The sequence below is a fragment of the Sunxiuqinia elliptica genome, from assembly GCF_900113005.1.
Taxonomy (GTDB): domain Bacteria; phylum Bacteroidota; class Bacteroidia; order Bacteroidales; family Prolixibacteraceae; genus Sunxiuqinia; species Sunxiuqinia elliptica.
The window spans coordinates 274696-300608 of record NZ_FONW01000003.1 but is presented as its reverse complement, the minus strand read 5'-3'; the positions used below and the strand labels follow the sequence as shown (position 1 = coordinate 300608).

The window sequence follows — 25913 nt, the reverse complement described above, 5'->3', positions numbered from 1 at the left end:
AATCGTGTTTTTGTATTTTCCTGTTTTTCAGAAAGTTAAAAAGCGCAACAAGCAAAAAAGAACCAAGCCATCCATGTCATTCATTTGAACTCCTATTAAATTAGGGCTTTTTCCTGAATAAATTGAGAAAAAATTGTTGCGGCATTTCGCTTTTTTAATTTTTTGTTCGCAATAAAAAGGAGGAGAGTATTTGCGTTGAACCAATTCCGGGGCATAAAAAAAAGCCCCGTTTCCGGAGCTTTTTAGCATGAGTTATCTCAACCCGAGCTATTCTGCCGATTCTTCGGCTTGAGTTTCTTCTTCTTCAGTAACAGCTTCTTTCGATCCGTAAATCACATAGTCGTTGTAATAGGCCTCGTTCTTTTCTTCCCAAATCTTTTTGCCGACCTCGCATATTTCAGCAATCTGTGTGTAAATGGCGTTGGCCTTCTCTTCACGCTCAAACGACTTGGCTTCGCGGGTCGAAATCATTTTCTTTTGTTCGTCAATGGCATCATCCAGTTGCTGGGTGGTTACATCCAAATCCTCGAGCATGGATTCGGTGATGTTACGCTGGGCCAGTTTTTCCAGCATTTCACGACAGGTGGTACTCACATGGTTGGCAAAAATAATGAGGTCTTGCTCCTTCATTGTTTGTATTTTACCAAACCGAAGCGCCCGATATTCAACCGATTGTTCGCCTAAGGCCATCTTAGCCCGAAAGCGCAGGTTAATCAGTTGATCTTCCAGACTTTGTTGAAATCTTTTCTTGTCTTCTGTTTTGAGCATCTGTTGGCCCAACCAGTAGTCGTCAGATGGTAACTGACGAAAGACTTCGACATCTGCTTTTAAGCGATTCCGATAGCTGTCATCGTAGCCCATGTGTTCAAACTCAGCGGAATCGCGTTGCAGTAAACTGTCAATTCGATCCGCACGCTGAGTTAGTGTCCCAAAGCTAAAATTAAAATTTGTTGACATGATTATTTGTTTTAGAGATTTTATCAAACCAATAATTATGATACAAATTACAGCGATTGAACTTAAAATGAAAGACCATTTGGTAGGTCTTTTTAATGTTATCGAACATATTGTTATGGGGTGATTATTCGTTGATTGGTTGATCTTTAGATGGTGTATTCGTGCAAAAATGGAGGGTAGCCTCAGGAAAATGCCTGGTTAAGTCCCAAAATGATCTGTTTTTGCTGCTTTTTGCTCTTTTATGCTTAAAAACGACCTTTTTAGGCAAGTTTAGTTGGTAAATGAGTCTACCAGAGAGGTAAATGACCTTACCAGAGAGGTAAACGTGCTTACCAGAAAGGTAAATGACCCTACCAGAGAGGTAAACGTGTTTACCAGAGAGGTCAGTCCCCTCCAAAACGAAGTTGATGCCCTTACCGAAGAAGTTGACATGCCAACCAACAAAGTCGATGACCCAACCAAGCGATTTTGCCTCTCGAACAATGAACTAGTGTTAATAACTGACGAATAGAAAAACCACTTAACAGAAATTTTATTCAAGGGATTTGGGTAGATTTATTGGTCAAAACCTGACTAAAGAAGCGATGCTAAAGGAAAAAATCTATCGTGTTGTTAACAAGGGAGCTCATGGATCAAAATACAACCTAGTTTTTGATTATGGGATTATGCTCCTCATTATACTCAATGTCGTTGCATTAGCTATAGGAACAGTTCCAGAGATTAGAATAAAGGCAGGGGGTTTCTTAAGAATATTTGAGCTAATCTCAATAATCATTTTCACCATTGAGTACCTGATGCGGTTGTATGTAGCTGACCTGACACATCCTAGTTCCAGTCAGGTAAAATCAATTTTTAAGTTTGTATTTTCTGGCTATGGAATGATTGATTTGGTGGCAATTCTACCATTCTATTTACCATTCCTTATTGCGGTGGATATGAGGTTTCTTCGTCTTTTTAGGTTAATGCGTTTTTTCCGATTGATGAAGTTAAACCGCTACAATAGCTCTTTGAATTTAATTTGGTCAGTAGTGAAAGAAAAAAGATCAGAACTAGCTGTAACGGGCTTTGTCTCTGTTCTGATATTACTGATTTCATCTTTTTTAATGTATGATGTTGAAAGCAAGATACAGCCAGATAAGTTCCCAAATATTTTTGCTACATTTTGGTGGGCCATTGCTACATTAACAACAGTCGGGTATGGAGATGTTTATCCAATTACTGCCGTTGGAAAAGTAATTAGTTCATTGATTGCGATCTTGGGAATTGGTATTGTAGCACTTCCCACAGGCATCATTAGTGCTGGCTTTATGAATAAGATCGATAAGAAGGAGGCAAGCGAAGATGCATGTCCGCATTGTGGGAAGGAAATTAACCGAAAACTATAAAATAAAGCTCAACAGAAACCTAAGAATAACCCGCAACTTGTGTGTAAACTAAAAACCAATTAGGCCCGGAAAGGGCAGAAGCTAATCATTAAATCAATGAACGAATGAAAAGAAGGAAGTTGGAAAAAGAACTACTGGATGCGATGAGTCGGGATCTCAACAACTGGAAAGGTCCTTTTTACGTTAACCGCAAAGATCCGCGACTGATTGTTCCCAAATACAGCCGTTGGATGGGATGGACCTTCAATTTCGGCAACCCGTACGCCTGGCCGGCACTGATCGCCTTAATTGTCATTATTATTTTGCTCGGAACTTATACAGGTTAGGCTCACGCCCCTTCAGGGCTGTAGGATTGGCGGGTACTCATACAACAGGGTGATGCCCTGTCCTAATGCGAATGCACCTTTGGTGCGGAAAAAAGGACAGTAAATTGAATGAGTGCAATATAAAAGCCCAACGGGCTTATAGCATGAGCATAGGGCATCCGCCCTATGAATATAGGTTACACTATGAAATAACGCCCTGAAAGGGCAACAGCGATTGTCTCACCAAAACGAGTAAACTATGCCACAATCATTATCCAAAGTGTATCTAAACATCACCTTCAGCACTAAACAACGCGAGAAGCTAATTGATAAAGACATCCCAGACAAGATAGCGTTTCCCTGGCCTGTTTGTGGATGCACCTTTGGTGCGGGTGGAAAAGGGATTTGTCTAAATATTGTATAACTTTAAAAAGCCCAACGAGCTGATCGCGTTGACCTAGGAGATTGACCAATGAATATGGAGTATCCATTAGGCTCACGCCCTTTCAGGGCTACTGGTCTGGCGAATACTCTGACCACAGGGCGTTGCCCTGTCCTGTTTGCGAATGCACCTTTGGTGCGGAAAAAAGGACAGTAAATTGAATGAGTGCAATATAAAAGCCCAACGGATTCATCGCATGAAGATGGGGTATCGATTTATGAACACGGAGTGCCCATTGAGTCCACGACCCTATAGGTCTGTAGGTCTGGCGGGTGCTCTGGCAATAGGGCGAGGTTCTGCCTTTATGTAAACGCACCTTTGGTGCGAGATGAAGGAGGAGCATTTGAATGAATGTAATCTTAAAAGCCCAACGAGCTGAGGGGGATCGCCCTATGAATAGAAATTAAACCAAGTTATTCCTTCGCTGTTATTGAGTGTTTATCCTTTAAAAACTGCTATTTTTGGCAAAAAAAAAGAACCATGCTGATTATTGACTCGCCATCGAACAACGCTTATTTCAATATTGCTACTGAAGAATACCTGCTGAACAAGTACCCTAAGGAGGAGCTGTTTTTGCTGTACATCAATGCACCATCCATTATTGTAGGAAGGTTTCAGAATACCTTGGCAGAGATCAATCTCGACTATGTCACCGAGAACCAAATTAAGGTAGTTCGACGACTTACGGGAGGAGGAGCGGTTTACCATGATTTGGGAAACCTGAATTTTTCGTTCCATACGCCACTGGGAGACGAGGATTTTTCGGATTTCTCAAAGTTCACACAGCCCGTGGTTGACCTGCTGAATGGATTGGATGTACCGGCTAAATTGGAAGGCCGCAACGACTTACTGGTGGATGGTAAGAAGTTTAGCGGAAATGCCAAGCTGGCCCGTAATGGCAAGATGATTCAGCATGGCACCATCCTTTTGAACTCGGAAATGCAGGTTTTGAGCGAAGCCCTGAAAATTAATCCGCTCAAGTTTAAGGACAAAGCCGTGAAGTCGGCCCGTGCTCGTGTAACCAATTTGATTGACTATTTCCCGGGAGGAATAACGATCGATAAGTTCAAGCAATTGCTGATCGATCAAATCATTCGCGAAAATGCGGAACCTAGCCGCATTCATGAACTTAATCCCCAGGAGGTCGCTGAAATAGAGCAGCTGGCTCAAGAAAAATACAGTACCTGGGATTGGAACTTTGGAGGTTCGCCTGCTTATAATTTCAAGAAAGCGATTAAGGTTCCTGCCGGATTTATTGAGTTGCACCTCGATGTCAAGAAGGGGGTGATTCGACAAGCTCGGATCTTCGGAGATTTCTTTGCTTCACAGCCCATTGAGGAGCTGGAAGAACAGCTGGCTGGACAACTACACGAAACAGAACATATCCGGCGCGTACTGTCATCGGTTAACTTAACGGACTATTTTGGGAAAGTTAGCCTGGATGAACTCATTGACTTGTTTCAGTAAAACTTTCCAGGCAATACTTAGGGGGAAATGGTGCTGATTTAAGCAGCGCTTTTTTCTTTTAGCTAAACAACACTATTTTATCGTTTTTTAACTAGAAGAAACATCATGGAAGAAGGTGTAAGACTTGCTATTCGCCTTATTCAATAAACTTTTGATACCTTTGCTTTTCTTCAATTCGATGATTTTTACTGCAAAAAATGACATAATAGATTACCAATTACTATGAATACAAAAAGACTTGTTATTGTAGGCTGTGGAAAGCTGGCCGAGATTGTTGCAGATGCTCTAATCAATGGGATTTTGCCCGACTACCAGCTTGTTGGAGTGCTGTCTCGCACGAAAGAGAAAGCCGAAGCAATTGCCAATAAAATAGAGAAAGCTGATTCTGATTATACTTGTCAAGTTTGTTCTTCGCTGGATGAACTGTTGGCACTGAAGCCCGATTACCTGGTAGAATCAGCATCGCCAGCAGCCTTGAGAGAGTTGGCTTTACCGGCATTGAAAAATGGCACATCGCTGGTGGTTTTGTCCATTGGAGCTTTAGCCAATCGTGCGTTTTATCAGGACGTGGAGCAAACGGCACGGGAAAACAGCCAACGTGTGCATATCGTATCAGGAGCAACAGGTGGCTTTGATGTGTTGCGTACCGCTTCGCTGATGGGCAAAACAAGGGTATCGTTTGACACCGAGAAGGGGCCAAATTCTCTGAAGGGAACTTCAGTGTATGACGAAGCTTTGCAAACTGAAAAGCGAAAAGTGTTTGAAGGAAATGCCCAGGAGGCCATTGCACTTTTCCCAACCAAGGTGAATGTTGCAGTAGCTGCTTCGCTGGCTTCAGTGGGGCCCGAAGACATTCAGGTGTCGGTAACATCAACCCCAGACTTTGTTGGCGACGATCACCGCATTGAAGTCCGGAATGAACAGGTTCATGCAGTGATCGATGTGTATAGTCAAACAGCCCAAATTGCAGGCTGGTCGGTGGTTAATACGCTACGCAATATCAGTTTGCCCATCGTATTCTGATAAGTTGGCCAATACTTTTTCGCTCAGGCGCACAAAGGCCTGGCGGGTACGGCCAGTTGACACCTGCATGCAACGCACATTCGGATGAGCCAGGAACTTTTCATCTCCCAAAGCTCCGAGGGTATCGCAATAGCAACGATTGTCAGCATCAATCCAGCGGGCAAAAGGAGCTTCATCCCAGGCAGGAGAAAGTCCGGTGTTGAATAGAATCTTCCGGTTGCCCAGTTGGGTAAACTCATTTTCGTGAAGCAGAATGGTATTTTTGTTTAAACAGCAAAATACCACTTCGCTTTGCGAGAGTAATTCATTCAACGGCAGAAAGCGATAGCCCTTCTTTTCAGCTTCTTCTTTTTTGCTTCGGGCAAAGTAGGTGATGTCGGCACCAAAGAAATGGAGCGCGTCTGCAATCATACCTCCCGATTTTCCTAAACCCACAATTCCAACTTTAAGGCCGGTAATTTCCCGAGCCATGCCATCCCAAGGTTTTGCCGAGCTTCCATCGGGATTGGTTCCAAAACCGTGCAGGCAGCGAACAAGCTCACTCACCACATATTCTACCACGCCTTCGTCGCCATAATCGCGAATGCCGGTAACGGTGATCCCTTTTTCGTTGGCGTATTTAATATCGACATTGGCACTCTCAGGAGAATAAAGCGAGCAGCACATGCCAATGTATTTTACTTCGGAGCATTGCTCCAGTACCGTCTGGTTAATGGATGACGTATAGCTCAGCAATACCGCGTCAGCATTACCTATCCGCTTGATTATTTCATCATCATCCGAAGGAATATCCTGGTGCATGACCACTTCTTTTGCATACTGATTTAACGCTTTCTCTGCAGATGGAATTAAACTAACCGGTTCAATTGCCACAAGTTTCTTAAACATGATACTAGTTCTATTTTATTCTTCATACTTAGTTTCTGATACTGATTCATTAGACGTTTTAAGCTTATTCCATATGCACTCAAACACCTCCTCAAAAGAGAATGCGTAGTACAAAAACAGGGATGACTTGCTTAAACTGGCTATGGTGGCAGTATCAGAATTTGCTGTAAATAGCAACAGTGGCTAAAAATAGCCAAAGCAAAGTGCTTAATCAAATGTTCGGAGAGGAATAAGCTGGTTATTGATGTACGAAATGTTGTTTGCCGAAACCGGACATGAAGCTAAGGGAGAATTCAATTCTGGCCTAAGAAATTCTTACACGATAGGCTTTCAGCTACTTCGTGTAACTGAATGTGAATAGTAAAGCCTAATTCCCACATTGATTCTTTATCCGAAATGTTTTGCTCTATTGAAATGAAAGGTTCGAAAGGCAGGACCTAATCAAACCTTTTTGAATGGAAGAATAGCTTATTGTTAAGTTTCTGTTTTTTTACTGTTAAGATATCTATATTTGTACTTGATGGAAAAGGGCGCTAATATATTAGAACTAATTAACCAAAAACGAATTGATGGCTACAAGTATTTGTATGCTAATTTTTACCCCTCATTGTGCAGCTTCGCTTCCAGTTTTTTCAAGCAGAACGACCTTGTCGAAGATATTGTTCAGGATGTCTTCATCCGACTATGGCGAAGCGACTCGAAGTTTAATTCGACCAGAGCGCTTAAATCATATTTGTATTTCTCCGTCAAAAATGCCTGTCTGAATAGCATTCGTGATAATTCAAAATTGTCAGATATTGATTTTTCATCCGATAAAGAGATCCAGACTATAGTTCTGGAGGATAAATCGATTGAGCAACTATTGATTGAAGAAGAGTTTTATCGTCAAATTCATGTTGCCATAGAAAAGCTTTCGCCTGAAAGAAAAAGAATCATTTTATTAAGCCTTGAAGGTTTCTCCAATAAAGAAATCGCTGAAGAACTGGACATCTCAATCAACACGGTCAAGTCGCTAAAACTTCGGGCATACAGCGTGTTGCGTAAAGAATTGAGTTGGTCCGTTTTGCTGTTCCTAATCAAAATGATGAAATAAAGCCAGCATGCTTTCTTTTGCAAATTCAAATCTTTTCGAAAAAATATTTCATAACCGTCACCCCTGTTTTTCATATCCGTGTTATAGTAATAAGTGTTGTAAACAATGGATCGATTTAAGCAAATAGATAAGATTGTAAAGCTTTTGCTAATTAAGCGAGAAAGAGCTTTAACAGAGCATGAGCAAGAAACCCTTAATGACTGGGTCAACGAAAGTGAGGGAAATCATGCCTTGTATGATGATTTGATGGATGAAACGAAGATTCCCAGGAAGCTGGATGATTTGGTGCAATTTGATCAACAAAAGGCCTTCAGGGAGTTTGAACGAGTAGCGAAACAAACGAAAGTAAGAAAGCTTTATCGGAATGCTTTCAAGTATGCTGCAATTCTAATTCCCTTTGTTATTGCCAGCTGGCTAATCATTCAGCAAAATCGGGAAGTAAAAGAAACGCCTATAGCAACTGTGGTCAGTGAAATTGGCCCGGGATCAAGTAAGGCCATACTAAAACTTGCTGATGGGAGTGTGGTTGACCTGGAAGTAAAAAAGGATTTGATCGCAGATTTGGATGGTATCGTTGTTCAAAATGGCCCCAAAGAAATTTTGTACAGCTCACAGGAAACTCCACAAAAGCATGAAGAAATACAGTACAACGAAATTCAAATTCCACGCGGTGGAGAATACCTGTTAATCCTTTCCGATAGTACCAAAGTGTGGTTAAACTCTGAGACTTCAATTAAATACCCTGTTGCTTTTGCGTCGAATGTACGAGAGGTTTATCTCCAAAATGGAGAAGCGTTTTTTGACGTAAAGAAGAATAAGAACAGTCCTTTTATTGTGCATACATCAAAGATGGCGATCAATGTGCTTGGGACCTCCTTTAACATTCGTGCCTATTCGGATGAACCGGAACTTACCACCACGCTGATTACCGGAAAAGTATCAATAAAACAGCTTGATTCAGATCAAAGTTCCAACTTATTGCCAAATCAGCAAGCCTCTTTGTCGGCCACTGGTATCGCAATAAAAAATGTGGATGTCAATAAATACATCGCTTGGAAGAATGGACGCATATTGTTTGAAGACAACACCTTGGAAGAAATTTTTAAAGATCTGAGTCGATGGTATGACATTGATGTGGAATTCAAAAAACCAGCAAGCCGTCAGCTAAGATTCTCGGTTGATGTTGAGCGGTACGAAAACTTGAGCCAAGTACTGGATATCCTGGAACTAACTAAAAAAGCAGATTTTAATATTGTTGAGAATACGATAATAGTTAACTAGAAGTAAGCGGAAAATGTTCCCCCATTTCCCGCTTTGATCGAGTCAATACAATCCTTCTTCACCGGATTATAAGTATTAACCAAAACATGTCAAATTTATGAAAAAAAAATGGATGAATGGAAGTGGCGCTATTCAATGGCCGCTTCGAAGACTTTTGCTAATTATGCGATTATCTTTTGTAATTATTTTATGCAGTTTACTTCAGGTATCGGCAAGTACATTTTCGCAGAACACAAGGTTCAATGTCAACCTAGAAGATGCTAGCATAACCGAACTCTTTAAAGACATCAAAAGTCAGAGCGAGTTCACCTTTGTTTACAATGTTGATGACATCGAAGAACTGGGAACAATTAATTGTCATTTTACAGAGTTTACAGTAGAGCAAATTCTTGATAATTGCCTGCAAGGCACCAATATGACCTATAAAATACGCGACAAGGTCATCATTTTGGTTCCAAGAGAAGCAGGGGATACAGTACTCCCACTTCTAGCGGATCAAGCAGAAACAAAAACAATTGAAGGTACCGTAACCGATTCGAAAGGAGAGCCCCTTCCCGGAGTGTCGATTGTTGTAAAAGGAACAACGATTGGAATCACCACAGATTTTGATGGTAATTACTCGTTAAAGGTTCCGGCTGAAACTCAGGTTTTGGTCTTCTCTTTTGTTGGGATGCAATCCGAGGAAGTCGCGCTTGGAGATCGGACACAAATTTCGGTTGTTCTAAAAGAAGAAAACTTTGGTGTTGAAGAAGTTGTCGTTACGGCTCTTGGTATAAAAAGAGAGAAAAAAGCGCTGGGCTACGCAGTTACCGAAGTTAAAAGCGATGATATTGCGAATAACAAAACAATCAATGTTATATCTGCTTTACAGGGGAAAGTAGCAGGTTTGGATATCAGCTCAGTTAGTGGGGGACCAGGAGCTTCGTCACGAATTGTGTTAAGGGGAATATCTGATTTATCAGGAAATAACCAACCTCTGGTTGTTGTCGATGGCGTTCCGATTGATAATGGAACATTAGGCTCGGCCGGATCGGGACAGTATGCCTCAGGGCCGGATCTTGGAGATGGAATTTCCAGTTTAAACCCAGATGATGTTGAAAGTGTCTCGGTACTAAAAGGGCCTGCAGCTTCGGCTTTATACGGGAGCCGGGCAACAAATGGAGTGCTGATGATTACCACCAAGCAAGGAGCTAAAAACTCTCGCATTGGCGTGGAAATATCGTCCCAAACAAACCTTGAACTGTTAAACAAGTTTGAAGACCGACAAACGGAATATGGACAGGGACGAAATGGACTCCCTCCACTTGACCTTTCTCAAGCCCGGGGAACAGCTCAAATCTCGTGGGGAGGCAAGTTAAATCCTGACCTGCAAGTTCTTGGTTTCGATGGAAAACGATATTCATATGGACTAGCCAATGACGGTCACAACATCGAAGATTTTTTCAGAACTGGTCTTTCTTCCCAAAACACCGTTTCTCTTAATGGAGGTAATGATAAAGGGACTTTCCGCTTGTCGTACGGAAGAACCGATGTGGCAGACATCGTGCCTCATAGCGGTTTGCAAAGAAATAACTTCAACTTTAGAGGTTCGTGGAACTTCACCCCAAAATTCAAGGCTGATGCCAAAATAACCTACTTTACGTCGAAGGTTGAAAACAGGCCCGAGCTGGCGGATTCTCCAAGTAACATCGGCAACACCATTCTGGGACTTGCTCCCAATGTGGACCAATCGATGCTTAAAGAAAATTACCAGGATGCGGCGGGAAACTATGTTGATTGGAACGGCAATGAATATCGCATTAATCCGTATTGGGTAATCAACCGAATGAAGAATGAATCGACCAAAGACCGGGTAACAGGTTTTGCTCATCTAAACTATGCCCTTACTGACTGGTTGAATGTTGATTTCTTGTCAGGGACAGATTTATATAGTTTTGAATACCAAAACTATGCTCCCAAAACAACTCCTCGATTGCTTACTGGTGCTTTAACTCAAAGCCGGATTATTACCCAGGAAACAAATCACCAATTGCTCTTGAATTTTGACAAGCAGATCAACAAAGATGTCCGAGTATCAGGGAATATTGGAGGTAACATCAGGTTATACAACAATACAACTGAAGTAATCAGTGCAACAAACGCCAATACCGGAGCAATCGTATCAATCAACGATTTCAAAGACCGAATTCCTGTAGTTTCTCACCCCAAAAAGGAAGTTAACTCGTTGTATGGAGTGGCTCGGTTTTCCTATAAATCCTGGTTGTATTTAGATGCCAGCCTTCGGAATGACTGGTCGTCAACTCTTCCAGCTTCCAGCAGGTCTTACATGTATCCCTCTGTATCAGGAAGTGTTATTTTTTCGGAACTGATGAGCTCATCCACCATCGATTTTCTTAAGGTACGAGGATCCTGGGCACAGGTAGGTGGCGACACCGATCCTTATGTGTTAGATAAAACCTACAGCAACTACCCAATAGCTATTAATGGACAAAACTTGATGAGAATAACCTCTGACGGAGTACCTAACAGAAACCTGAAGCCTACATCTACTGATGCGATCGAATTCGGGGTTAATATCGCAGTTTTTGAAAACAGGTTAAACCTGGATGCTTCCTACTATAATCAAAAAACGTCTAACCAAATTATGAATCTTCCATTGGCTGCAACATCCGGCTATAACTATGCGGTGATCAATGCTGGAGAAGTACAAAACCGGGGAATTGAAATTAGCATCAATGGAACTCCAATAAAAACAACCGACTTTTCGTGGAACTTAACCGCCACTTTCGCCAAAAACGAAAACCTGATTAAAAAGCTTCACAAAGATGTTAATACGCTGACTTTATCTACAGCCCGATGGGCCGGAGCTGAAATAAGGGCCATTGAAAATCAAGGGTACGGAACAATCGTAGGGAAGAAGCAGCTAAGACACAATGGTCAAAAAGTATTTAACAGTAATGGATACCCAATATTTGGAACTGAGCTGGAAGTGCTTGGCAATGGAGTATACGACTGGCTAGGAAGCTTAAACTCAAGCTTTAATTATAAAAACCTGACATTCAAAATGTTGTTTGATGTCAAGTGGGGAGCCGAACTATTCTCAATGACCAATCAATCGGCTTACATCAATGGAGCCTCCACTGCGAGCCTTGAGGGACGCGAAGGTTGGTATCGTTCAGAAGAGGAGCGAAGAGCAGCCGGTGCAACAGAAGAAGAATGGACAGCGACCGGAGGTTACTTAGGCGATGGTGTCATTCTTAAATACACGGATAATGGTGTTGAGAAAATAGCCAATCAGGTAGATCAAAATGTTGAATACACTGCTGTGAAAAATGACATCTATGTTAATCCTCAAGTCTATTGGAGCCGGTTTCAGGATGGCTCTCCAGAACCATTTATTTATGATGCAAGCTACATCAAGCTAAGAGAGCTTGCCCTAACTTATTCAATTCCTTCTGCTTGGTTTGACAATAAACTGGATATGACGGTTTCTTTGATTGGTCGTAACCTGTGGGTGTTGTATTCAAAAGTTCCGGGAGGGGTTGATCCTGAATCCAAATACAACAATGGAAATGGAGTTGGATTCGAATATGGATCACTTCCAGCAAGGCGTAATATCGGTTTTATGCTGAACCTTAAATTCTAATATTAAAACATTGAAAGATGAATAAAATAAATCCTATAAAATTCATTACGGTAAGCCTATTTTCAATGGTGATGCTACTTACCTCATGTAATGACTTTGATAAGTTAAATCAAAATCCGGATGCTGTTAACTCGCAAAGCGTTAATCCGGGAAACCAATTGACTTATATCCAAGCTTCTTTATCGGGTAGCCGATACGAGCAATGGCGCACCAATGCAATTTATACCATGGGCTTTTCTCAAAGCATCACGGGATCCTGGTCGTTTAGCCACGGAGGATATTACATCAAAAATGACAGTTACATGGATGGCTTGTGGCGCGCTGAGTATCCTCGGGAAATTAAAGAATGTGTCGATATTATTGGCAATACAGAAGGGGACGAAAGCAAAATAAACATCAATGCAATAGCCCGAATCATGAAAGTCTTTATTTTTCACCGACTTACTGACTTGTGGGGAGACATTCCTTATTTTGATGCCGGACAAGCCTACTACAAAGGAATATATGCTGCTCGCTACGACAAGCAGGAGGATATCTATAACGACTTTTTTCAGGAGTTGGACTTAGCGACAAATACACTTTCGGCTGATAAGGATGTAATTACAGGAGATTTATTTTTTGACGGAGACATAACACAGTGGCAAAAATTTGCGAACTCCTTGCGCTTGCGCCTTGCCTTAAGAGTATGGAAAGCTGATCCGGAATTGTCAAAATCGGAAGCTCAAAAAGCTGTTGCAGCAACCGGAGGGGTAATGACTTCGATCTCTGATGATGTTGTTTTGAAGCACGCTGAAGTCAGCTTTCACCATGGTAGCTATCTTGATTTAAGAGGAAATGGCTTATCTCAGGTGTTTAACGTCGGATCTGAGTCAGCCTATCTCACAGCTCCTATGGTTAACTATATGGAAGCCATCAATGACCCAAAACTCTTAATGCTTGGAAGAGTGTACAGTAAGCAGATTTTAAGATACGGCGATATCAGTAAGCTCGTTGATCTAACGGACGAGGCATTAGCCATCGATTCTATCATGGGCATGAAAATGGGGCCTTCGTATGATTTTTCATTAAATCCATTTGTTCTTACAAAAGATGGTGAATCCTACGAAATGACCAACATCAATGCTCCTTTACAACTTGCTGAAGAATTTAGGCGATTGGAAGCTCCCTATACGCACTTTACCTATGCTGAGGTTGAATTTTTAATTGCTGAAGCCATCACAAGGGGCTACTTAAGTGGGAATGCTGATGAGCACTTTAAAAATGGACTGCAAGCATCAATCAACCGACTGATAAGTATTTATGAATGCGAATCCCCTTCAGAAACCGCAATTTCTGATTTTGTATCAGGCTACACGTTGAGCGCAGATAACGAAACGGCTTTGGAGCAAATAAACAGCCAGTTGTGGGTGAATAACCTGCTAAACGGGCCAGAGTCTTTTGCAAACTGGAGACGAAGCGGTTATCCCAAGTTAAAGTTTATTCAAAATACAGCAAACGAATCAACGATTATCCCTCGCAGGCTAATCTATCCCATTGAGGAGCAATCTGTGAATCATGCTAACTGGGAAGAAGCTGTGAAAAGATTCCCCAACGGAATAGATTCCTGGGAAAATAGAGTATGGTGGGATAAAGAATAATCTTTAAAAGATCAATAACATGAAAAAGATAAGCACACTACTAATAATTATAGCAACTCTGTTTACCTTGAGTTGTGAAAAAGAGAATTTTTCCAACCCCGAGTTTAGCTCATCTGAATTGTTCGTTTACAACTGGTTAACAGCTGGTATTGTTCCGGTAAACGAAGAGCTTAAAATAGACCCAATGATCTCCCCGGTTCAAGGAACTGATATCAGCTGGTATCTGAACGGCACCTTAGTGGAAGAAGCAACAAATCAACCCAGTTTTACTTATCAACGACCTGAGAAGAGAGAAGATGACGTCTTGAAACTGGTTGTCAAACGGGGAGAGATTACGCGTGAATATACGATGACCTTGTCACTTCGTGTAGACTTCTTCCTTCCCAAAGAATACCAACATAAAGTTGTTGGTTTTATAGCCTCTGATGCAACCGATAAGGATATTGATTGGGCTAACCTAACACATTTAATTGTTTCCTCGGCTGTGGTGGATGCTTCAGGAGCAGTGGAAGCTCCCAGTTTGGGAAAAATCAATCTTTCAAACCTTATCGAAACAGCTAAAAAAGAGGGCGTTTACGTCCTGCTTTCTGTATCCGACAATATCGACCCCGTTACCGGTAGAGGCCCTTGGGGAAATGCGAACTTCATTCAGGCAATAGAAACAAAGGAAGATGAACTAATAGCCAACATTGTAGCTGAATTGGAGAACAATAAGTATTACGGAGTAAATATCGATTGTAACCTAACCAACCCAATGATTACCGAAGAGCAGGCGCTAAAAGTAAAAGCATTCGTTGCAAAATTGCATGAAGCTTTGCCCGATAAAGACGGAGGTGGTAAAATGTTACTTTCGATGAATGCATTTCCGGTGTGGAACGATAATGTCATACAATCCTGGGCTACCATCAGTGAGGTCGATTGGTTCAACCTCGTGGCTTATGGGTTTGATGATATTGTTTCTCATCACCATGCCCGATATGATGCAACATTTACCAGTGGAGCAAATAAATGGTTAGGCTATGGTGTTCCGAAAGAAAAGCTTGTTCTTGGTATTTCTGCCTATGGCGTTCGCTACGACTGGCCGACTGACGGAACTGCTGTTGGCTGGTCTAATGCCTCATTATACACTTCTCATGTGAGTTACAAAAACATTGTGAATGCACATTCAGGGGCCGAAGTCTCAACAAAGAATCATGGCGACTACAGCTCTGGTTATATTGATGAGGCAAGTGGAATTTTCTTTGACAGTTTGATTAGTGCCGAGGAGAAAGCCAATGCTGTCATTACCAATCAGTGGGGTGGTGTTGCAGTTTACAGTGTAGAACAAGATACGCATGATGAAAAATCATTGACTAAAAAACTATACCAAGTTTTAAATAATCAATAACTCTGTTTAGTCTTCAGCCAGCTTTGTATCGATGGTCTGACTGACATACAGAGCTGGTTTCTTAATCTTTAGATATGATCAAAAATAATATCATAGCGCTCTTTATCTTACTGGTATTCAATTCGGGATGCAAAAAAGACAATCCGACCAAATTAACCATCAATGAAGATCAGAAAGAATACCTGGTACGGGTAGAGGAGCGCATTGTTTTGAGTCCAGAGGTTAGTTCTAATAATAAAGAACTGAACTATAAGTGGACCATTAATGGACACGAAGTCGGTAGTGAAAAATCGTTTGCCTTTTCGCCCGGGAAGAAAGACCTGGGCCTCACTGAAATTGAACTAACACTTTCAGAGGCAGGAACGGTTAAAGAAACCTTAACTTATAACGTCTATGCCCTGAATACAAACAAGTATAAGAAAATTGGCTATTGGCCTATCTATCATGCCAATGCTCAATTACCCAGCGATGGGCAGCTGAAAAAATTAACCCATTTGGTATGTTCATTTCTAACTGTTTCTGCTGATGGCAGCATCACCAATGATGCATTGCTTAAACTGTTACCAGGTGTAATTCAAAAAGCACATAGCCATGGTGTTTATGTTATGGTTGCCATTGGTGGCGGAGGGAATCATCCTTTTGGCGACTGCATCATGAATGAAACAAGTCGGAACAAGCTGATTGCAAATATATTGTCCGTAGCAAAAACATACCATATAGATGGTGTTGATATTGATTTTGAAGCATGGGAAGGCGGAACGGCCAGTTTGACCGACCCGCTGAAAAAGGAAGGTCTGCTTATTCTGCTAAAAGAAATCAGAGCAGGACTTAATGAAAATCAAATTCTGGCCATGCCTTTCGGAACGTCTGAATACTATATGCATAATTACACTGTCGAAATGTATCAGTACCTCGATTGGGTTGGTCTGATGTTGTATGACTACAGAGGAACATGGCCTGAATCGCCATATGGACAACATTCCAGCCTTGACGATTTTAAGAAGTACATAACGATATGGAAGAATGAGAAATCGTTGCCGAACAATAAACTTGTTGCAGGCATCCCATTTTACGGGTATAAGTTCGCCAAAGAAGAAGTTGGAGGGATTGCCGAAGGTATCGCCTATAAGGATATTATTGGGCAGGAAGCAAATGCTTATTCCGTAGATAATGTAGGAACCATTTTTTACAATGGACAAGCCACAATAAGCCAAAAAGCTCAGTATGTGAAAGAAAATGATCTTCAAGGAATCCTTATTTGGGAAATTATGCATGATTTAGATGCAGCGAACGAGAAAAGTCTTTTGAAGTCAGTAAATGATATTTTAATCGACTAACCGAGCGTATCTCATGAACGAATTATTAGAATGAAACAGCTCAATCATTAGAAACCTTTTTCCCCAATTCATAAGCGCTATCCCATGATCTTTTAATTAAGTCGTGGGATAGTTTTATTTTATCATTGCTATAAATGAATGGAGTTTCCCCAGTATACTTGTGTTTTTACTTTGGCTTTATCGTAGGACTCCCTCCATTTTTCACGGTTCATGGCTCGATGAACAAAGGTTCTTTCGATCCAAAGAAATTCAGCTAAAGGAGCTTATTGCTTCGTATGCTTTTTATCATACCGATTTTTGAAAAATTATTTTTGACTTTTCGATTAAAAAAAGCATTTTTGTCGTCCAGAATTTGGAGTATTCTAAAATATCTGGGACACGCTCGGAGGCTATCCTGGCCTCTTGTTTTCCCAATTAATTTTTTTTAAACGTAGTAGAGAAATGCTGAATAGAATTTCAAAGAGAAATAACTGTTCAATTTATAAAATTGAAGAGGAGGGGAAGACGAGTGTCAACCGGTTGGTAATTTCAAGCGAAGAAACGCGTGCTATATGCAACGATACCACTGTGATGGGGGTGAATTACACCCGCAAATTGCGGACGGCTTGTTCAAATGTGATGAAGAGTTTACAGGAAGAGCAGGTCATTAATTTGGAAGAACGGAAAACCATTGTCTTTAATATTTTAAGAGGTGGCCTGAACTTTGGCTTACGTGAAGCAATTGCGGATGTATTTGATTGGAATTTGCATGGTTCCTCATTTATTAGTGCACAACGGGCCCGTATCAATCCGGATTCAGAAGAGTGGCACATCATTGAAAGCGATTACCAGAAAGTGTATATGCCCCATTCAGCTCAAATTGTTATTGGCGATGTGGTAGCTACTGGCACCAGCTTGGAGTTTGGTTTGGAAGCATTGGTGAAACAAGCCGAGATGAATAATACCAAGATCGAATCGATCCTGTTTTTTACGTTTGGCGGAAAACGGACCGAAGAAATTCTGGAAAACCTGGATGCTCTTTGTCGCGAGAAATTTGAAGGCTATCAATCAACCACTTTATGCTATATTGAAGGGCGTTTTACGGTGCCCACTGTTTCATCTCCTTTAACCATCAAGCTTACCGGAACCGACTTGGTAAAGCGCGAAGCTGTGATGGCTCCAGAATTTATCAAAAGCCAATACGAAAATCCGACATTTCCGATGGAACGTTGTGTGATCTACGACGCCGGTTCGCGGGCATTCTGGCTCCCCGAATACTTGGAAGATGTGATTGAATATTGGGAGCAGATTTATACCATGGCTCGTCGGGGAAGAACCTTCGAACAACAGGTTGGAGAGCGTGCTCCGATGCTTGATTGCAGCCAGTTTGGTAAAGTCGATTTGGAGGAATTAGCTTCCAAGCATTTGGCCAAAATAAAAAGCATTGCAAATTCTTAAAATCATTCATATTAAAGACTAACTATGGAATCACCATCACACTACGATCACGATTTTTCGTTATCGGCAGTTGACGCGAAAAGTAAAAAAGGATTTTGGGCAATGCTTTTGGTTATGCTTGGATTTACTTTCTTTTCAGCCAGTATGTGGGCAGGAGGAAAGCTTGGAGCAGGCTTAACCGCATCAAAGTTTATTACGGCAATTTTGGCCGGAAACCTGATTCTTGGAATTTATACTGGTTTACTCGCTTTAATTGCATCACGAACAGGTTTATCAACACACTTATTAGCTCGTTATTCTTTTGGCGAAAGAGGATCTATTCTTCCTTCTTTCTTATTAGGGATAACTCAAGTTGGCTGGTTTGGTGTTGGAGTTGCTATGTTTGCTATTCCGGTGCAAAAAGTCACAGGATTGAATATCTATTTGCTGGTTATCGTGTCGGGTTTAATTATGACAGCAACGGCTTGGTTTGGGATCAAGGCACTTACGGTACTTAGTTCTATTGCAGTTCCTTCCATTACGGTGCTTGGCTTGATGTCGGTTGGAAAGGCTTTCAATGATTTTGGAGGCACATCGGTTTGGTTCGATATCGTTCCCGAAAACCCAATGACACTGTATTCTGCCATTGGGATTTGTGTTGCTTCATTTATCAGCGGGGGAACTTTAACGCCCGATTTTACCCGATTCTCAAAAAGTAGCAAGATTGCTCTATCAACCACACTGATTGCCTTTTTCTTAGGTAATTCGTTAATGTTCTTTTTCGGTGCTGTTGGTTCTGCCTTTTATCAGCAATCCGATATTAGTGATGTTTTGATGAATCAGGGCATGATTGTTTGGGCGATGATTATTCTGGGCTTGAACATTTGGACAACCAACGATAATGCGCTTTATGCATCAGGACTTGGTTTTTCAAATATCACCCGTTTGCCTAAAAAGATTATGGTGATTGTTAATGGGATAATTGGAACCCTGCTGGCGCTTTATTTGTACAACAACTTTGTTGGATTCCTGAATGTCTTGAACTCAATGCTCCCTTCTATTGGCGGGGTATTAATCGCCGATTATTTCTTGGTTCATAAATCAAAATACATTGCTTTTGCAGAAAAGAAGATCAGCAAATTTCGTTGGTCAGCAGTAGTTGCATGGGGCTTTGGTGTTTTAGCTGCAACTTATTTGCCGGGTATTGCGCCAGTCAATAGCGTGGTTAGCTCAATCGTTGTTTATGTGATTATTGAGAAAGTCATTTTAAAGACTGAAACACTATAAAATGACTTGACGCTTGGTCAAGTTATCTTTCAAACTGAAGAGGCCGTCTCAAAATTTAAAGTTGAGACGGCCTCTTTTTATGTGATAGCAATTAGAAAAGTACAACGAGAAAACTTATACTTCGTCAAAAATCAATGGCTTTTAACTTGATTGAGAAATAGGAAACAGCTAATTTTGCCCCGATATTCTTCGGGGCAGGGTGCAAGTCCCTACCGGCGGTAAAAGTCCGCGACTCCTCTGATAGAGGATTGATTTGGTGAAACTCCAAAACCGACAGTTAAAGTCTGGATGAGAGAAGAATCAATAACCAATCGACTGCCTGTGCAATTGGCTTTGTACAATAGGGCCGTGGTGATTGCAATGCTCCGAAGATTTTTGAGATTTACAACAAAAAGGAGGAGTAAAAATGATCACGTTAAATGCATTTGGGGCAACCAGCCAGGAGCGGGTTGAACGGGCAATTCAAAAACTACAAGAAGGAAAAGGTATTTTGCTGGTCGATGATGAAGACCGCGAAAATGAAGGAGACATCATTTTTCCTGCCAAGACAATGACAGCAAAAGATATGGCCCTGATGATTCGCGAATGTAGCGGAATCGTATGTTTGTGTCTGACCGAAGAAAAATGCCAAACACTTGGCTTACGGCCAATGGTCGAAACCAATACCAGCAAAAATCAAACGGCTTTTACAATTTCGATTGAAGCGAAAGAAGGTGTTACTACGGGAGTTTCAGCTCAAGACCGGATAACGACAATTCAAACAGCCATTGCTGATCATGCAAAAGCAGATGATTTATCGCATCCAGGGCATGTGTTTCCTTTGAGAGCCAAAAATAATGGCGTTTTTGAGCGTCGGGGACATACCGAAGGGAGTGTGGACTTAGTACGATTAGCAGGCTTGGGTGATACCGCTATTTTGTGTGAACTAACCAATGTGGATGGTACCATGGCGCGTTTGCCTGAAGTGATTGATTTTGCTCAAAAGCATGATATGACCGTTGCGACTATTGAGGATATCTACCAATATCGTAAGCTGGTTGCTGAAAACAAGCTCCAAAAAGAAGCTGCCTTATCCTAAGTGATCAACGTATGGAAGGGAGCTAGTAAAGACAACAAAGCCCATCAAAGATCTATGAAGATGTTTGATGGGCTTTGCTTTATGTAGGTGATTTTGTCAGCGTATCTAGATCATTTCAACAAAGAAATACCAAGCCATCATTCCAGAGGCAATCAGCTTTAGCAGCGTGCCCACTAAAAAGCCAACAAACGAACCAAATCCAGAGCGTAGAGCTTCTTTGGATTGTTTCCCTCCACTCAATTCGCCAAGTACAGCACCGGCAAAAGGGCCTACGATAATGCCAAAAGGAGGGAAGAGGAACATGCCGACAAGCAGGCCAATAATACTTCCCCAAACGCCCCGTTTACTGCCTCCAAACTTCTTAGTGCCCCATACCGGGATAAAGTAGTCGAGCAAATAGACAACGACCGTAATGATTCCCCAAATCACTAAGAAATTGGTTGAAAATTGGTAACGTTCAGTAAGGTGAAGCAGGATTAATCCCACATAACTTAGGGGAGGGCCTGGAAGTACAGGGAGAACTCCTCCTAAAATACCACTGATAATAAATAGGATGCCGAAAGCAATTAATACATAGTCCATATGAAAGAGAGGTGCTAAGAGGTTTGTTTTTTAGTTGAGAAAAGAGCCAGCAGGGCAATGAGTACCACGCTGAAACCAGCAACCAGGTAACTAATTTGTAGCTGGTCAGTTTTCTCAAGCAGGTAAAAGGAGAACTGGCTGAGTTCTTCCCAATACTCAATTGAAAGTAAAACCAGCAGGTTATTGATGGAGTGCCCAATAATGCAGGCAAAAATATTTCGGGTAATGACCATAACCCAACCGAGCAAAAGTCCCAGTAAGAAAGTCGCCGGGAATTGCCATGGATTTAAATGGAATAAAGCAAAGAATAGTGCCGAGACAAAAATGGCAATCACTTTCGGGTAGTTACGCATAAAACCGTGCATAATCACTCCCCTAAAAATGAGCTCTTCGACGATAGGTGCAATAACTGCCACCTTCAAAAAGGCCCCCAAAAATCCGTAGTCATTTTGAAAAATTCGTTCAAACAATTCCCAAAACCATGGTGGAGGAGGGATCAGTTCATCAACTTTTTGATTGATCTCTCCCAGAAAAACATGGGCAGCAGCCAAAAACGTCAGGATTGGAATAAAAATGAGAGGATTAAAGCGTTTTGCCGGAAATAGTTGGCTGATTGTTGTTTTTGCCTTTCGGTAGGCGAAGTATAAAATGAATAGGATGGAGCCCAATGATAACACAATCTTCTTTATGGGGTTACCAAGGTATTCGGTCCCATGATAATAGTCCCAAACGGCGAGCGGGAAATCCACTACGGTTTGAATGAAAATATACAGGATGACCAAATGGGCAGCTCCCAAAATGGTAGGATAATATGTTGGTTGGTCGGTTCGCATTTATTCGATTTATACTGGACTAAAATAAGGGTCTTTTCTATAAAATGAAACAGGAGGTACAAAAATGCACCTCCTGTTAACAATTATAAAGATTTTCTCGATTACAGATCTTTTTTCGCCAGGTAGAAATCCATCATTTCATAATCTGACTTTTCGCGTTCTTCCATTTCTTCAACAGTTTTTGGAGGAGGAACAATCACCTTCTCGCCCGGAACCCAGTTTAGAGGCAAAGCAACATTGTGTTTATCTGAAACCTGTAGTGCTTTTAAGGCACGTACAATTTCATCCATATTGCGTCCAACGTTCAACGGATAATACATAATTAAGCGAACTTTTCCGGTTGGGTCAATGATAAATACTGCCCGAACAGCTGCCGTTTCGCTTTCATTGGGTTGTAGCATGCCATATAGTTTTGACACTTTCATGTCGATATCAGCAACAATTGGGAAATTGAAAAGAACCCCACTGTTCTTTTTAACATTATTTACCCAAGCTACATGAGAGTGAATACTATCGATACTCAAACCCATTAATTTGGTATTTAAAGCTTTGAACTCCTCACTTTGAAGAGCAAAACCGCTCATTTCGGTTGTACAAACAGGTGTGAAATCAGCTGGGTGAGAGAATAGAATTACCCAGCTACCTTTGTTAAACTCTGAGAATTTGATTGGCCCGTAAGTGGTGTTTGCTTCAAAGTCTGGAGCAAGGTCGCCAATACGCGGCATTTGATTAATTTGTTCTTCCATATTGCTTTTATTTAAAAGTTTTTGAATAATTTTAAAACACTATCACTAACAACCAGTATAACGAGAATATGTTCATTTTATTATTGCAAAAAAACATGCTTTTTTTAGAGCGGCTGAGTTTGAAGGGCATATAAAAATAGCTGTCAGATTCAGATGAGAGAAAAACTTTTTGATTTTTAAACAATTAGTTGTTGAAAAAAGTGCGAAAAAGTTTTGAAACAATTTGATATTTTCAAGAAAAAGCGCTTATTTTGCGAACTGTTTGAAAAATGTGTGATTCTGAATAAAAAATAAGACAATGTCAAAAATTTGTCAAGTTACCGGAAAAAAAGTAGTGGTGGGAAACAATGTTTCACACTCCAAAAGAAGAACTAAGCGTCGGTTTTACCCGAATTTGTTCAAGAAGAAATTCTATCTTCCAGAGGAAGATCGTTGGATTTCGTTAACAGTTTCTGCAGCAGGTATTCGTACGATCAATAAAAAAGGATTGACTAATGCCTTGAAAGAAGCTAAGGAAAAAGGATTCGTAACGAATATTTAAAAGCGTAGAAAATGGCTAAAAAAGGTAATAGAGTTCAGGTTATTCTAGAATGCACTGAGCATAAAGATAGTGGTGTTCCTGGAACATCACGCTATATTACAACTAAGAATAGGAAAAATACACCTGATCGTTTGGAGTTGAAAAAATACAACCCAATTTTGAAAAAGGTAACTGTACACCGCGAAATTAAATAATATTGAGATATGGCTAAGAAAGCAGTTGCATCACTACAAAAAGGAGCCGGTAAAGGTTATGCCAAAGTAATTAAAATGGTAAAATCAGAAAAAACCGGAGCTTACACATTTCAGGAAGATATCGTTCCTAACGAAATGGTTAAAGACTATTTTAAAAAGTAAAGATATTTGTTTGCTTAACATGAAAGCTTCTATCCTTGGATAGGAGCTTTTTTGTTTGGTAGATATTGGTCGCTTGTAATTTATTAGAGTACATTAGAAAGGTTTAGTCCTTTATTCTAGGTGATTTTTCGGGCAGAAATTTCCAGTAGCGTTGTGGCATGTATTGCCGTTGTACCTTTAGGTTTTTCCGTTCTTTTATGTTGATGCTGTCAAAATAGTTCTTCCAAAGCTTTTGATAATGCACTTCCTTTTCTTCTAGTAAGTTGGTGTTTACTTTACCATCAATGGTCGAAAAAGCTTTCTCGCTTAGCGTAACTTCATCCACTGTCTTTAGGTTGTAGTAAAAGCCATAATCGCGGCGAAGGTCATAAATCAACCATTGTTGATCCGCAAACCGGTCTTTGAAATGATGAAGGGTAAAGGGTAAAACATCAAACTCCGGCTCAATTGGTGCAAAGTAAATACCATCGCTTGTTTCCTGAAAGCGAACAAACTGAAGTAAGCGGGCGGTTTCTTTCAGTACCTTTCTTTCCAGCTTTTTGAGCTGCAGAACATCCGAATCACCATAGTCTGTTTCAATACTAAAACTAGTATCAAATACTCGCCGAATAAAGCGATAAAGCATCATCTCAATGCCTGGATGTTCTGATAAAAAGGCTCGAAGAGGAAGTTCCTGGTTGCGCCGATGGAGCTTTTTTTGAAGCGCTTTCCAAACGCGTTGAGCCTGTTTCGGGTTGCTTGGAATAGTTTGCTTTTGGGCGAATAATACCTCCTGAAAATCACTTTCTTTGCAAATATTCGTTGGGCTAAGCTTTTGTTGGTAGCATTGAAACACCACGCTTAAAAACCCTTCAAAGCTGCCATCATAAATCAGGTAAGCCATCAGAGCTAATTTTTAGAATGAAGTTGCTTTGGGATAGCCGGACTGTTCATTGTGGGATGAAATAGCATCAACTGCGTATCTCCGGCTTTGCGTCGTTTCATTTGGCTAGCAGCAACAATGTGGCTTTTGAGTCGCTGTGGCTCCCAGTCAGTCATTCGAGGAGCCAGTTCGTTACAGGTGATAAAATACTGAGCACGTTTCAAAACCACGCCAATCTTCTTTAAATGATAGCTGGTCAGACGTCTGAACCGACGAGCGTCAACAATCATTTTTGCAGACTGTACACCAATGCCGGGAACGCGCAAAAGCATGTGATAATCTGCTCGGTTGATGTCGATTGGGAATAAATGCAGGTTGCGAAGGGCATAGGCCAGTTTTGGGTCGACATCCAAATCCAGAAATGGTTGATCTGAAGTTAGAATCTCATCAGCTGAAAACTCATAGAAACGCATCAACCAATCGCTTTGGTACAGGCGATTTTCCCGAACCAGAGGAGGTGATTGAATGGCCGGGAGACGTTGATCATAGGTGTTAACAGGGAGGTATCCCGAATAGTAAACCCGCTTAAGTTGCTGTTGGTGATAAAAATTGGATGAAAGCTGGAGAATTTGTCGATCGCTCTCCGGGCTTGCGCCAACAATCAATTGGGTGCTTTGTCCTGCAGGCGTAAATTTGCGAACGCGCCGGTACTTTCTTCGTTCTTCTTTGTACGCCAAAATACCCTCGCTGATCTGGTTCATTGGCCTGATAATGCTTGGGTAGTTTTTCTCCGGAGCCAGCTTTTCGAGTTGCTGTTCTGTTGGGATCTCGATATTTACGCTCATTCGGTCGACATAATAACCTGCGTTTTGGATTAACTCTTGGCTGGCTCCGGGAATAGCTTTCATGTGGATGTAACCATTGAATCGTTCTTCGAGCCTAAGCTTCTTCGCAACAAGCATCAGGCGCTCCATGGTGTAGTCCGGATTTTTGATGACCCCGGAGCTAAGGAAGAGTCCTTCAATATAGTTTCTCCGGTAAAAATTGATCGTCAAATCAACAATTTCCTGAACAGTAAATGTGGCACGTGCCCGATCATTCGTTCTCCGGTTGATGCAATAGGCGCAATCGTAGATGCAATGGTTGGTCATCAATATCTTAAATAAGCTAATGCAGCGCCCATCGTCTGTAAAACTATGGCAAATTCCTGCAGCAACGGCATTCCCTATGCCTCCGCGACTATTGCTTCGGCTGTTTCCGCTAGAGGAACAGGAAACATCATATTTTGCAGCATCTGCTAAAATTTTTAGTTTTTTCTGAACCTTTTCATGCATTAGCTTCTATCTTTACGGCGTTTTAAGAAT

The 25913-nt window shown here is 41.2% G+C and carries 23 protein-coding genes and 1 riboswitch; of the genes, 16 read left to right on the top strand and 7 right to left on the bottom strand.

All coding sequences use genetic code 11. The features are described 5' to 3' along the window. Positions 1-267: 267 nt before the first annotated feature. Positions 268-957 (bottom strand): hypothetical protein, encoded by a 690-nt coding sequence (locus tag BM156_RS09560; protein WP_093919632.1) that lies wholly within the window; start codon positions 955-957, stop codon positions 268-270. 545 nt (positions 958-1502) lie between these two features. Here BM156_RS09560 and BM156_RS09550 point away from each other — a divergent pair. The 4 genes from BM156_RS09550 (at position 1503) to BM156_RS09535 (ending at position 5579) form a co-directional block, all read left to right on the top strand. Then, complete coding sequence (locus tag BM156_RS09550; protein ID WP_212733470.1) at positions 1503-2342, top strand: ion transporter; 840 nt, start codon at positions 1503-1505, stop codon at positions 2340-2342. Between the two features lie 104 nt (positions 2343-2446). Continuing rightward, complete coding sequence (locus tag BM156_RS09545) at positions 2447-2668, top strand: DUF5808 domain-containing protein (protein WP_212733469.1); 222 nt, start codon at positions 2447-2449, stop codon at positions 2666-2668. A 901-nt stretch (positions 2669-3569) separates the two neighbouring features. After that, complete coding sequence (locus BM156_RS09540) at positions 3570-4556, top strand: lipoate--protein ligase (protein ID WP_093919630.1); 987 nt, start codon at positions 3570-3572, stop codon at positions 4554-4556. Between the two features lie 222 nt (positions 4557-4778). Next, on the top strand, positions 4779-5579 hold the full coding sequence (locus BM156_RS09535; protein WP_093919629.1) for an aspartate dehydrogenase domain-containing protein: 801 nt from the start codon (positions 4779-4781) through the stop codon (positions 5577-5579). Here the strand turns inward: BM156_RS09535 and BM156_RS09530 are convergent. Further along, complete coding sequence (locus tag BM156_RS09530; RefSeq protein WP_093919628.1) at positions 5547-6467, bottom strand: NAD(P)-dependent oxidoreductase; 921 nt, start codon at positions 6465-6467, stop codon at positions 5547-5549. The two genes, BM156_RS09535 and BM156_RS09530, sit on opposite strands and share 33 nt — an antisense overlap. Positions 6468-6987: 520 nt before the next feature. On the opposite strand from BM156_RS09530, the gene BM156_RS09525 reads away from it, so the two are divergent. The 9 genes from BM156_RS09525 to ribB all read left to right on the top strand — a co-directional run bounded on the left by BM156_RS09525 (position 6988) and on the right by ribB (position 20629). Continuing rightward, the gene (locus BM156_RS09525; protein WP_093919627.1) at positions 6988-7560 is read left to right on the top strand and encodes an RNA polymerase sigma factor; all 573 of its coding nucleotides are present in this window, start codon (positions 6988-6990) and stop codon (positions 7558-7560) included. A 105-nt stretch (positions 7561-7665) separates the two neighbouring features. After that, positions 7666-8841 carry a FecR family protein gene (locus tag BM156_RS09520; protein ID WP_093919626.1) on the top strand — a complete coding sequence of 392 codons (1176 nt, stop codon included), beginning with the start codon at positions 7666-7668 and terminating at the stop codon, positions 8839-8841. Between the two features lie 97 nt (positions 8842-8938). Beyond that, positions 8939-12487, top strand: coding sequence for a SusC/RagA family TonB-linked outer membrane protein (locus tag BM156_RS09515; RefSeq protein ID WP_093919625.1), 3549 nt, complete (start codon positions 8939-8941; stop codon positions 12485-12487). Positions 12488-12504: 17 nt separating this feature from the next. Next, complete coding sequence (locus BM156_RS09510; RefSeq protein WP_093919624.1) at positions 12505-14124, top strand: SusD/RagB family nutrient-binding outer membrane lipoprotein; 1620 nt, start codon at positions 12505-12507, stop codon at positions 14122-14124. A 19-nt stretch (positions 14125-14143) separates the two neighbouring features. Continuing rightward, positions 14144-15511 (top strand): glycoside hydrolase family 18 protein, encoded by a 1368-nt coding sequence (locus BM156_RS09505; RefSeq protein WP_093919623.1) that lies wholly within the window; start codon positions 14144-14146, stop codon positions 15509-15511. A gap of 74 nt (positions 15512-15585) precedes the next feature. After that, positions 15586-16848, top strand: a complete 1263-nt coding sequence (locus BM156_RS09500) for a glycosyl hydrolase family 18 protein (protein WP_093919622.1) — start codon at positions 15586-15588, stop codon at positions 16846-16848. 441 nt (positions 16849-17289) lie between these two features. Next, positions 17290-18285 carry a hypothetical protein gene (locus BM156_RS09495; protein WP_093919621.1) on the top strand — a complete coding sequence of 332 codons (996 nt, stop codon included), beginning with the start codon at positions 17290-17292 and terminating at the stop codon, positions 18283-18285. 24 nt (positions 18286-18309) lie between these two features. Continuing rightward, positions 18310-19551, top strand: a complete 1242-nt coding sequence (codB, locus tag BM156_RS09490; protein WP_093919620.1) for a cytosine permease — start codon at positions 18310-18312, stop codon at positions 19549-19551. Between the two features lie 181 nt (positions 19552-19732). Beyond that, positions 19733-19855: riboswitch (FMN riboswitch) on the top strand. Between the two features lie 102 nt (positions 19856-19957). Beyond that, on the top strand, positions 19958-20629 hold the full coding sequence (ribB, locus tag BM156_RS09485) for a 3,4-dihydroxy-2-butanone-4-phosphate synthase (protein ID WP_093919619.1): 672 nt from the start codon (positions 19958-19960) through the stop codon (positions 20627-20629). Positions 20630-20734: 105 nt separating this feature from the next. On the opposite strand, the gene BM156_RS09480 is transcribed toward ribB, so the two are convergent. The 3 genes from BM156_RS09480 to BM156_RS09470 form a co-directional block, all read right to left on the bottom strand. Beyond that, a complete protein-coding gene (locus tag BM156_RS09480) occupies positions 20735-21211 on the bottom strand; it encodes a DUF456 domain-containing protein (RefSeq protein ID WP_093919618.1) in 477 nt (158 codons plus the stop codon). A 14-nt stretch (positions 21212-21225) separates the two neighbouring features. Beyond that, on the bottom strand, positions 21226-22044 hold the full coding sequence (locus BM156_RS09475) for a CPBP family intramembrane glutamic endopeptidase (protein WP_093919617.1): 819 nt from the start codon (positions 22042-22044) through the stop codon (positions 21226-21228). A 101-nt stretch (positions 22045-22145) separates the two neighbouring features. Further along, the gene (locus BM156_RS09470) at positions 22146-22790 is read right to left on the bottom strand and encodes a peroxiredoxin (RefSeq protein ID WP_093919616.1); all 645 of its coding nucleotides are present in this window, start codon (positions 22788-22790) and stop codon (positions 22146-22148) included. A 298-nt stretch (positions 22791-23088) separates the two neighbouring features. On the opposite strand from BM156_RS09470, the gene rpmB reads away from it, so the two are divergent. The 3 genes from rpmB to BM156_RS09455 are packed head-to-tail and all read left to right on the top strand — an operon-like array spanning position 23089 to position 23687. Further along, on the top strand, positions 23089-23331 hold the full coding sequence (gene rpmB / locus BM156_RS09465) for a 50S ribosomal protein L28 (RefSeq protein ID WP_093919615.1): 243 nt from the start codon (positions 23089-23091) through the stop codon (positions 23329-23331). Between the two features lie 11 nt (positions 23332-23342). Continuing rightward, positions 23343-23525 (top strand): 50S ribosomal protein L33, encoded by a 183-nt coding sequence (gene rpmG, locus BM156_RS09460; protein ID WP_093919614.1) that lies wholly within the window; start codon positions 23343-23345, stop codon positions 23523-23525. Between the two features lie 9 nt (positions 23526-23534). Continuing rightward, positions 23535-23687 (top strand): DUF4295 domain-containing protein, encoded by a 153-nt coding sequence (locus tag BM156_RS09455; RefSeq protein WP_093919613.1) that lies wholly within the window; start codon positions 23535-23537, stop codon positions 23685-23687. 103 nt (positions 23688-23790) lie between these two features. On the opposite strand, the gene BM156_RS09450 is transcribed toward BM156_RS09455, so the two are convergent. After that, positions 23791-24570, bottom strand: coding sequence for a TIGR03915 family putative DNA repair protein (locus tag BM156_RS09450; protein WP_093919612.1), 780 nt, complete (start codon positions 24568-24570; stop codon positions 23791-23793). Between the two features lie 5 nt (positions 24571-24575). After that, positions 24576-25883 (bottom strand): putative DNA modification/repair radical SAM protein, encoded by a 1308-nt coding sequence (locus tag BM156_RS09445; RefSeq protein WP_093919611.1) that lies wholly within the window; start codon positions 25881-25883, stop codon positions 24576-24578. Positions 25884-25913: the final 30 nt, after the last annotated feature.

Bases quoted from the DNA above. Each gene is read 5' to 3' on its own strand.
- BM156_RS09470 (WP_093919616.1), bottom strand. From the start codon at position 22,790: ATGGAAGAACAAATTAATCAAATGCCGCGTATTGGCGACCTTGCTCCA.
- BM156_RS09475 (WP_093919617.1), bottom strand. From the start codon at position 22,044: ATGCGAACCGACCAACCAACATATTATCCTACCATTTTGGGAGCTGCC.
- BM156_RS09530 (WP_093919628.1), bottom strand. From the start codon at position 6,467: ATGTTTAAGAAACTTGTGGCAATTGAACCGGTTAGTTTAATTCCATCT.
- BM156_RS09545 (WP_212733469.1), top strand. From the start codon at position 2,447: ATGAAAAGAAGGAAGTTGGAAAAAGAACTACTGGATGCGATGAGTCGG.
- BM156_RS09560 (WP_093919632.1), bottom strand. From the start codon at position 957: ATGTCAACAAATTTTAATTTTAGCTTTGGGACACTAACTCAGCGTGCG.
- BM156_RS09445 (WP_093919611.1), bottom strand. From the start codon at position 25,883: ATGCATGAAAAGGTTCAGAAAAAACTAAAAATTTTAGCAGATGCTGCA.
- BM156_RS09500 (WP_093919622.1), top strand. From the start codon at position 15,586: ATGATCAAAAATAATATCATAGCGCTCTTTATCTTACTGGTATTCAAT.
- BM156_RS09540 (WP_093919630.1), top strand. From the start codon at position 3,570: ATGCTGATTATTGACTCGCCATCGAACAACGCTTATTTCAATATTGCT.
- BM156_RS09515 (WP_093919625.1), top strand. From the start codon at position 8,939: ATGAAAAAAAAATGGATGAATGGAAGTGGCGCTATTCAATGGCCGCTT.
- BM156_RS09525 (WP_093919627.1), top strand. From the start codon at position 6,988: ATGGAAAAGGGCGCTAATATATTAGAACTAATTAACCAAAAACGAATT.
- BM156_RS09495 (WP_093919621.1), top strand. From the start codon at position 17,290: ATGCTGAATAGAATTTCAAAGAGAAATAACTGTTCAATTTATAAAATT.
- BM156_RS09505 (WP_093919623.1), top strand. From the start codon at position 14,144: ATGAAAAAGATAAGCACACTACTAATAATTATAGCAACTCTGTTTACC.
- BM156_RS09520 (WP_093919626.1), top strand. From the start codon at position 7,666: ATGGATCGATTTAAGCAAATAGATAAGATTGTAAAGCTTTTGCTAATT.
- rpmB (WP_093919615.1), top strand. From the start codon at position 23,089: ATGTCAAAAATTTGTCAAGTTACCGGAAAAAAAGTAGTGGTGGGAAAC.
- BM156_RS09480 (WP_093919618.1), bottom strand. From the start codon at position 21,211: ATGGACTATGTATTAATTGCTTTCGGCATCCTATTTATTATCAGTGGT.
- codB (WP_093919620.1), top strand. From the start codon at position 18,310: ATGGAATCACCATCACACTACGATCACGATTTTTCGTTATCGGCAGTT.
- BM156_RS09535 (WP_093919629.1), top strand. From the start codon at position 4,779: ATGAATACAAAAAGACTTGTTATTGTAGGCTGTGGAAAGCTGGCCGAG.
- BM156_RS09450 (WP_093919612.1), bottom strand. From the start codon at position 24,570: ATGGCTTACCTGATTTATGATGGCAGCTTTGAAGGGTTTTTAAGCGTG.
- rpmG (WP_093919614.1), top strand. From the start codon at position 23,343: ATGGCTAAAAAAGGTAATAGAGTTCAGGTTATTCTAGAATGCACTGAG.
- BM156_RS09510 (WP_093919624.1), top strand. From the start codon at position 12,505: ATGAATAAAATAAATCCTATAAAATTCATTACGGTAAGCCTATTTTCA.
- BM156_RS09455 (WP_093919613.1), top strand. From the start codon at position 23,535: ATGGCTAAGAAAGCAGTTGCATCACTACAAAAAGGAGCCGGTAAAGGT.
- ribB (WP_093919619.1), top strand. From the start codon at position 19,958: ATGATCACGTTAAATGCATTTGGGGCAACCAGCCAGGAGCGGGTTGAA.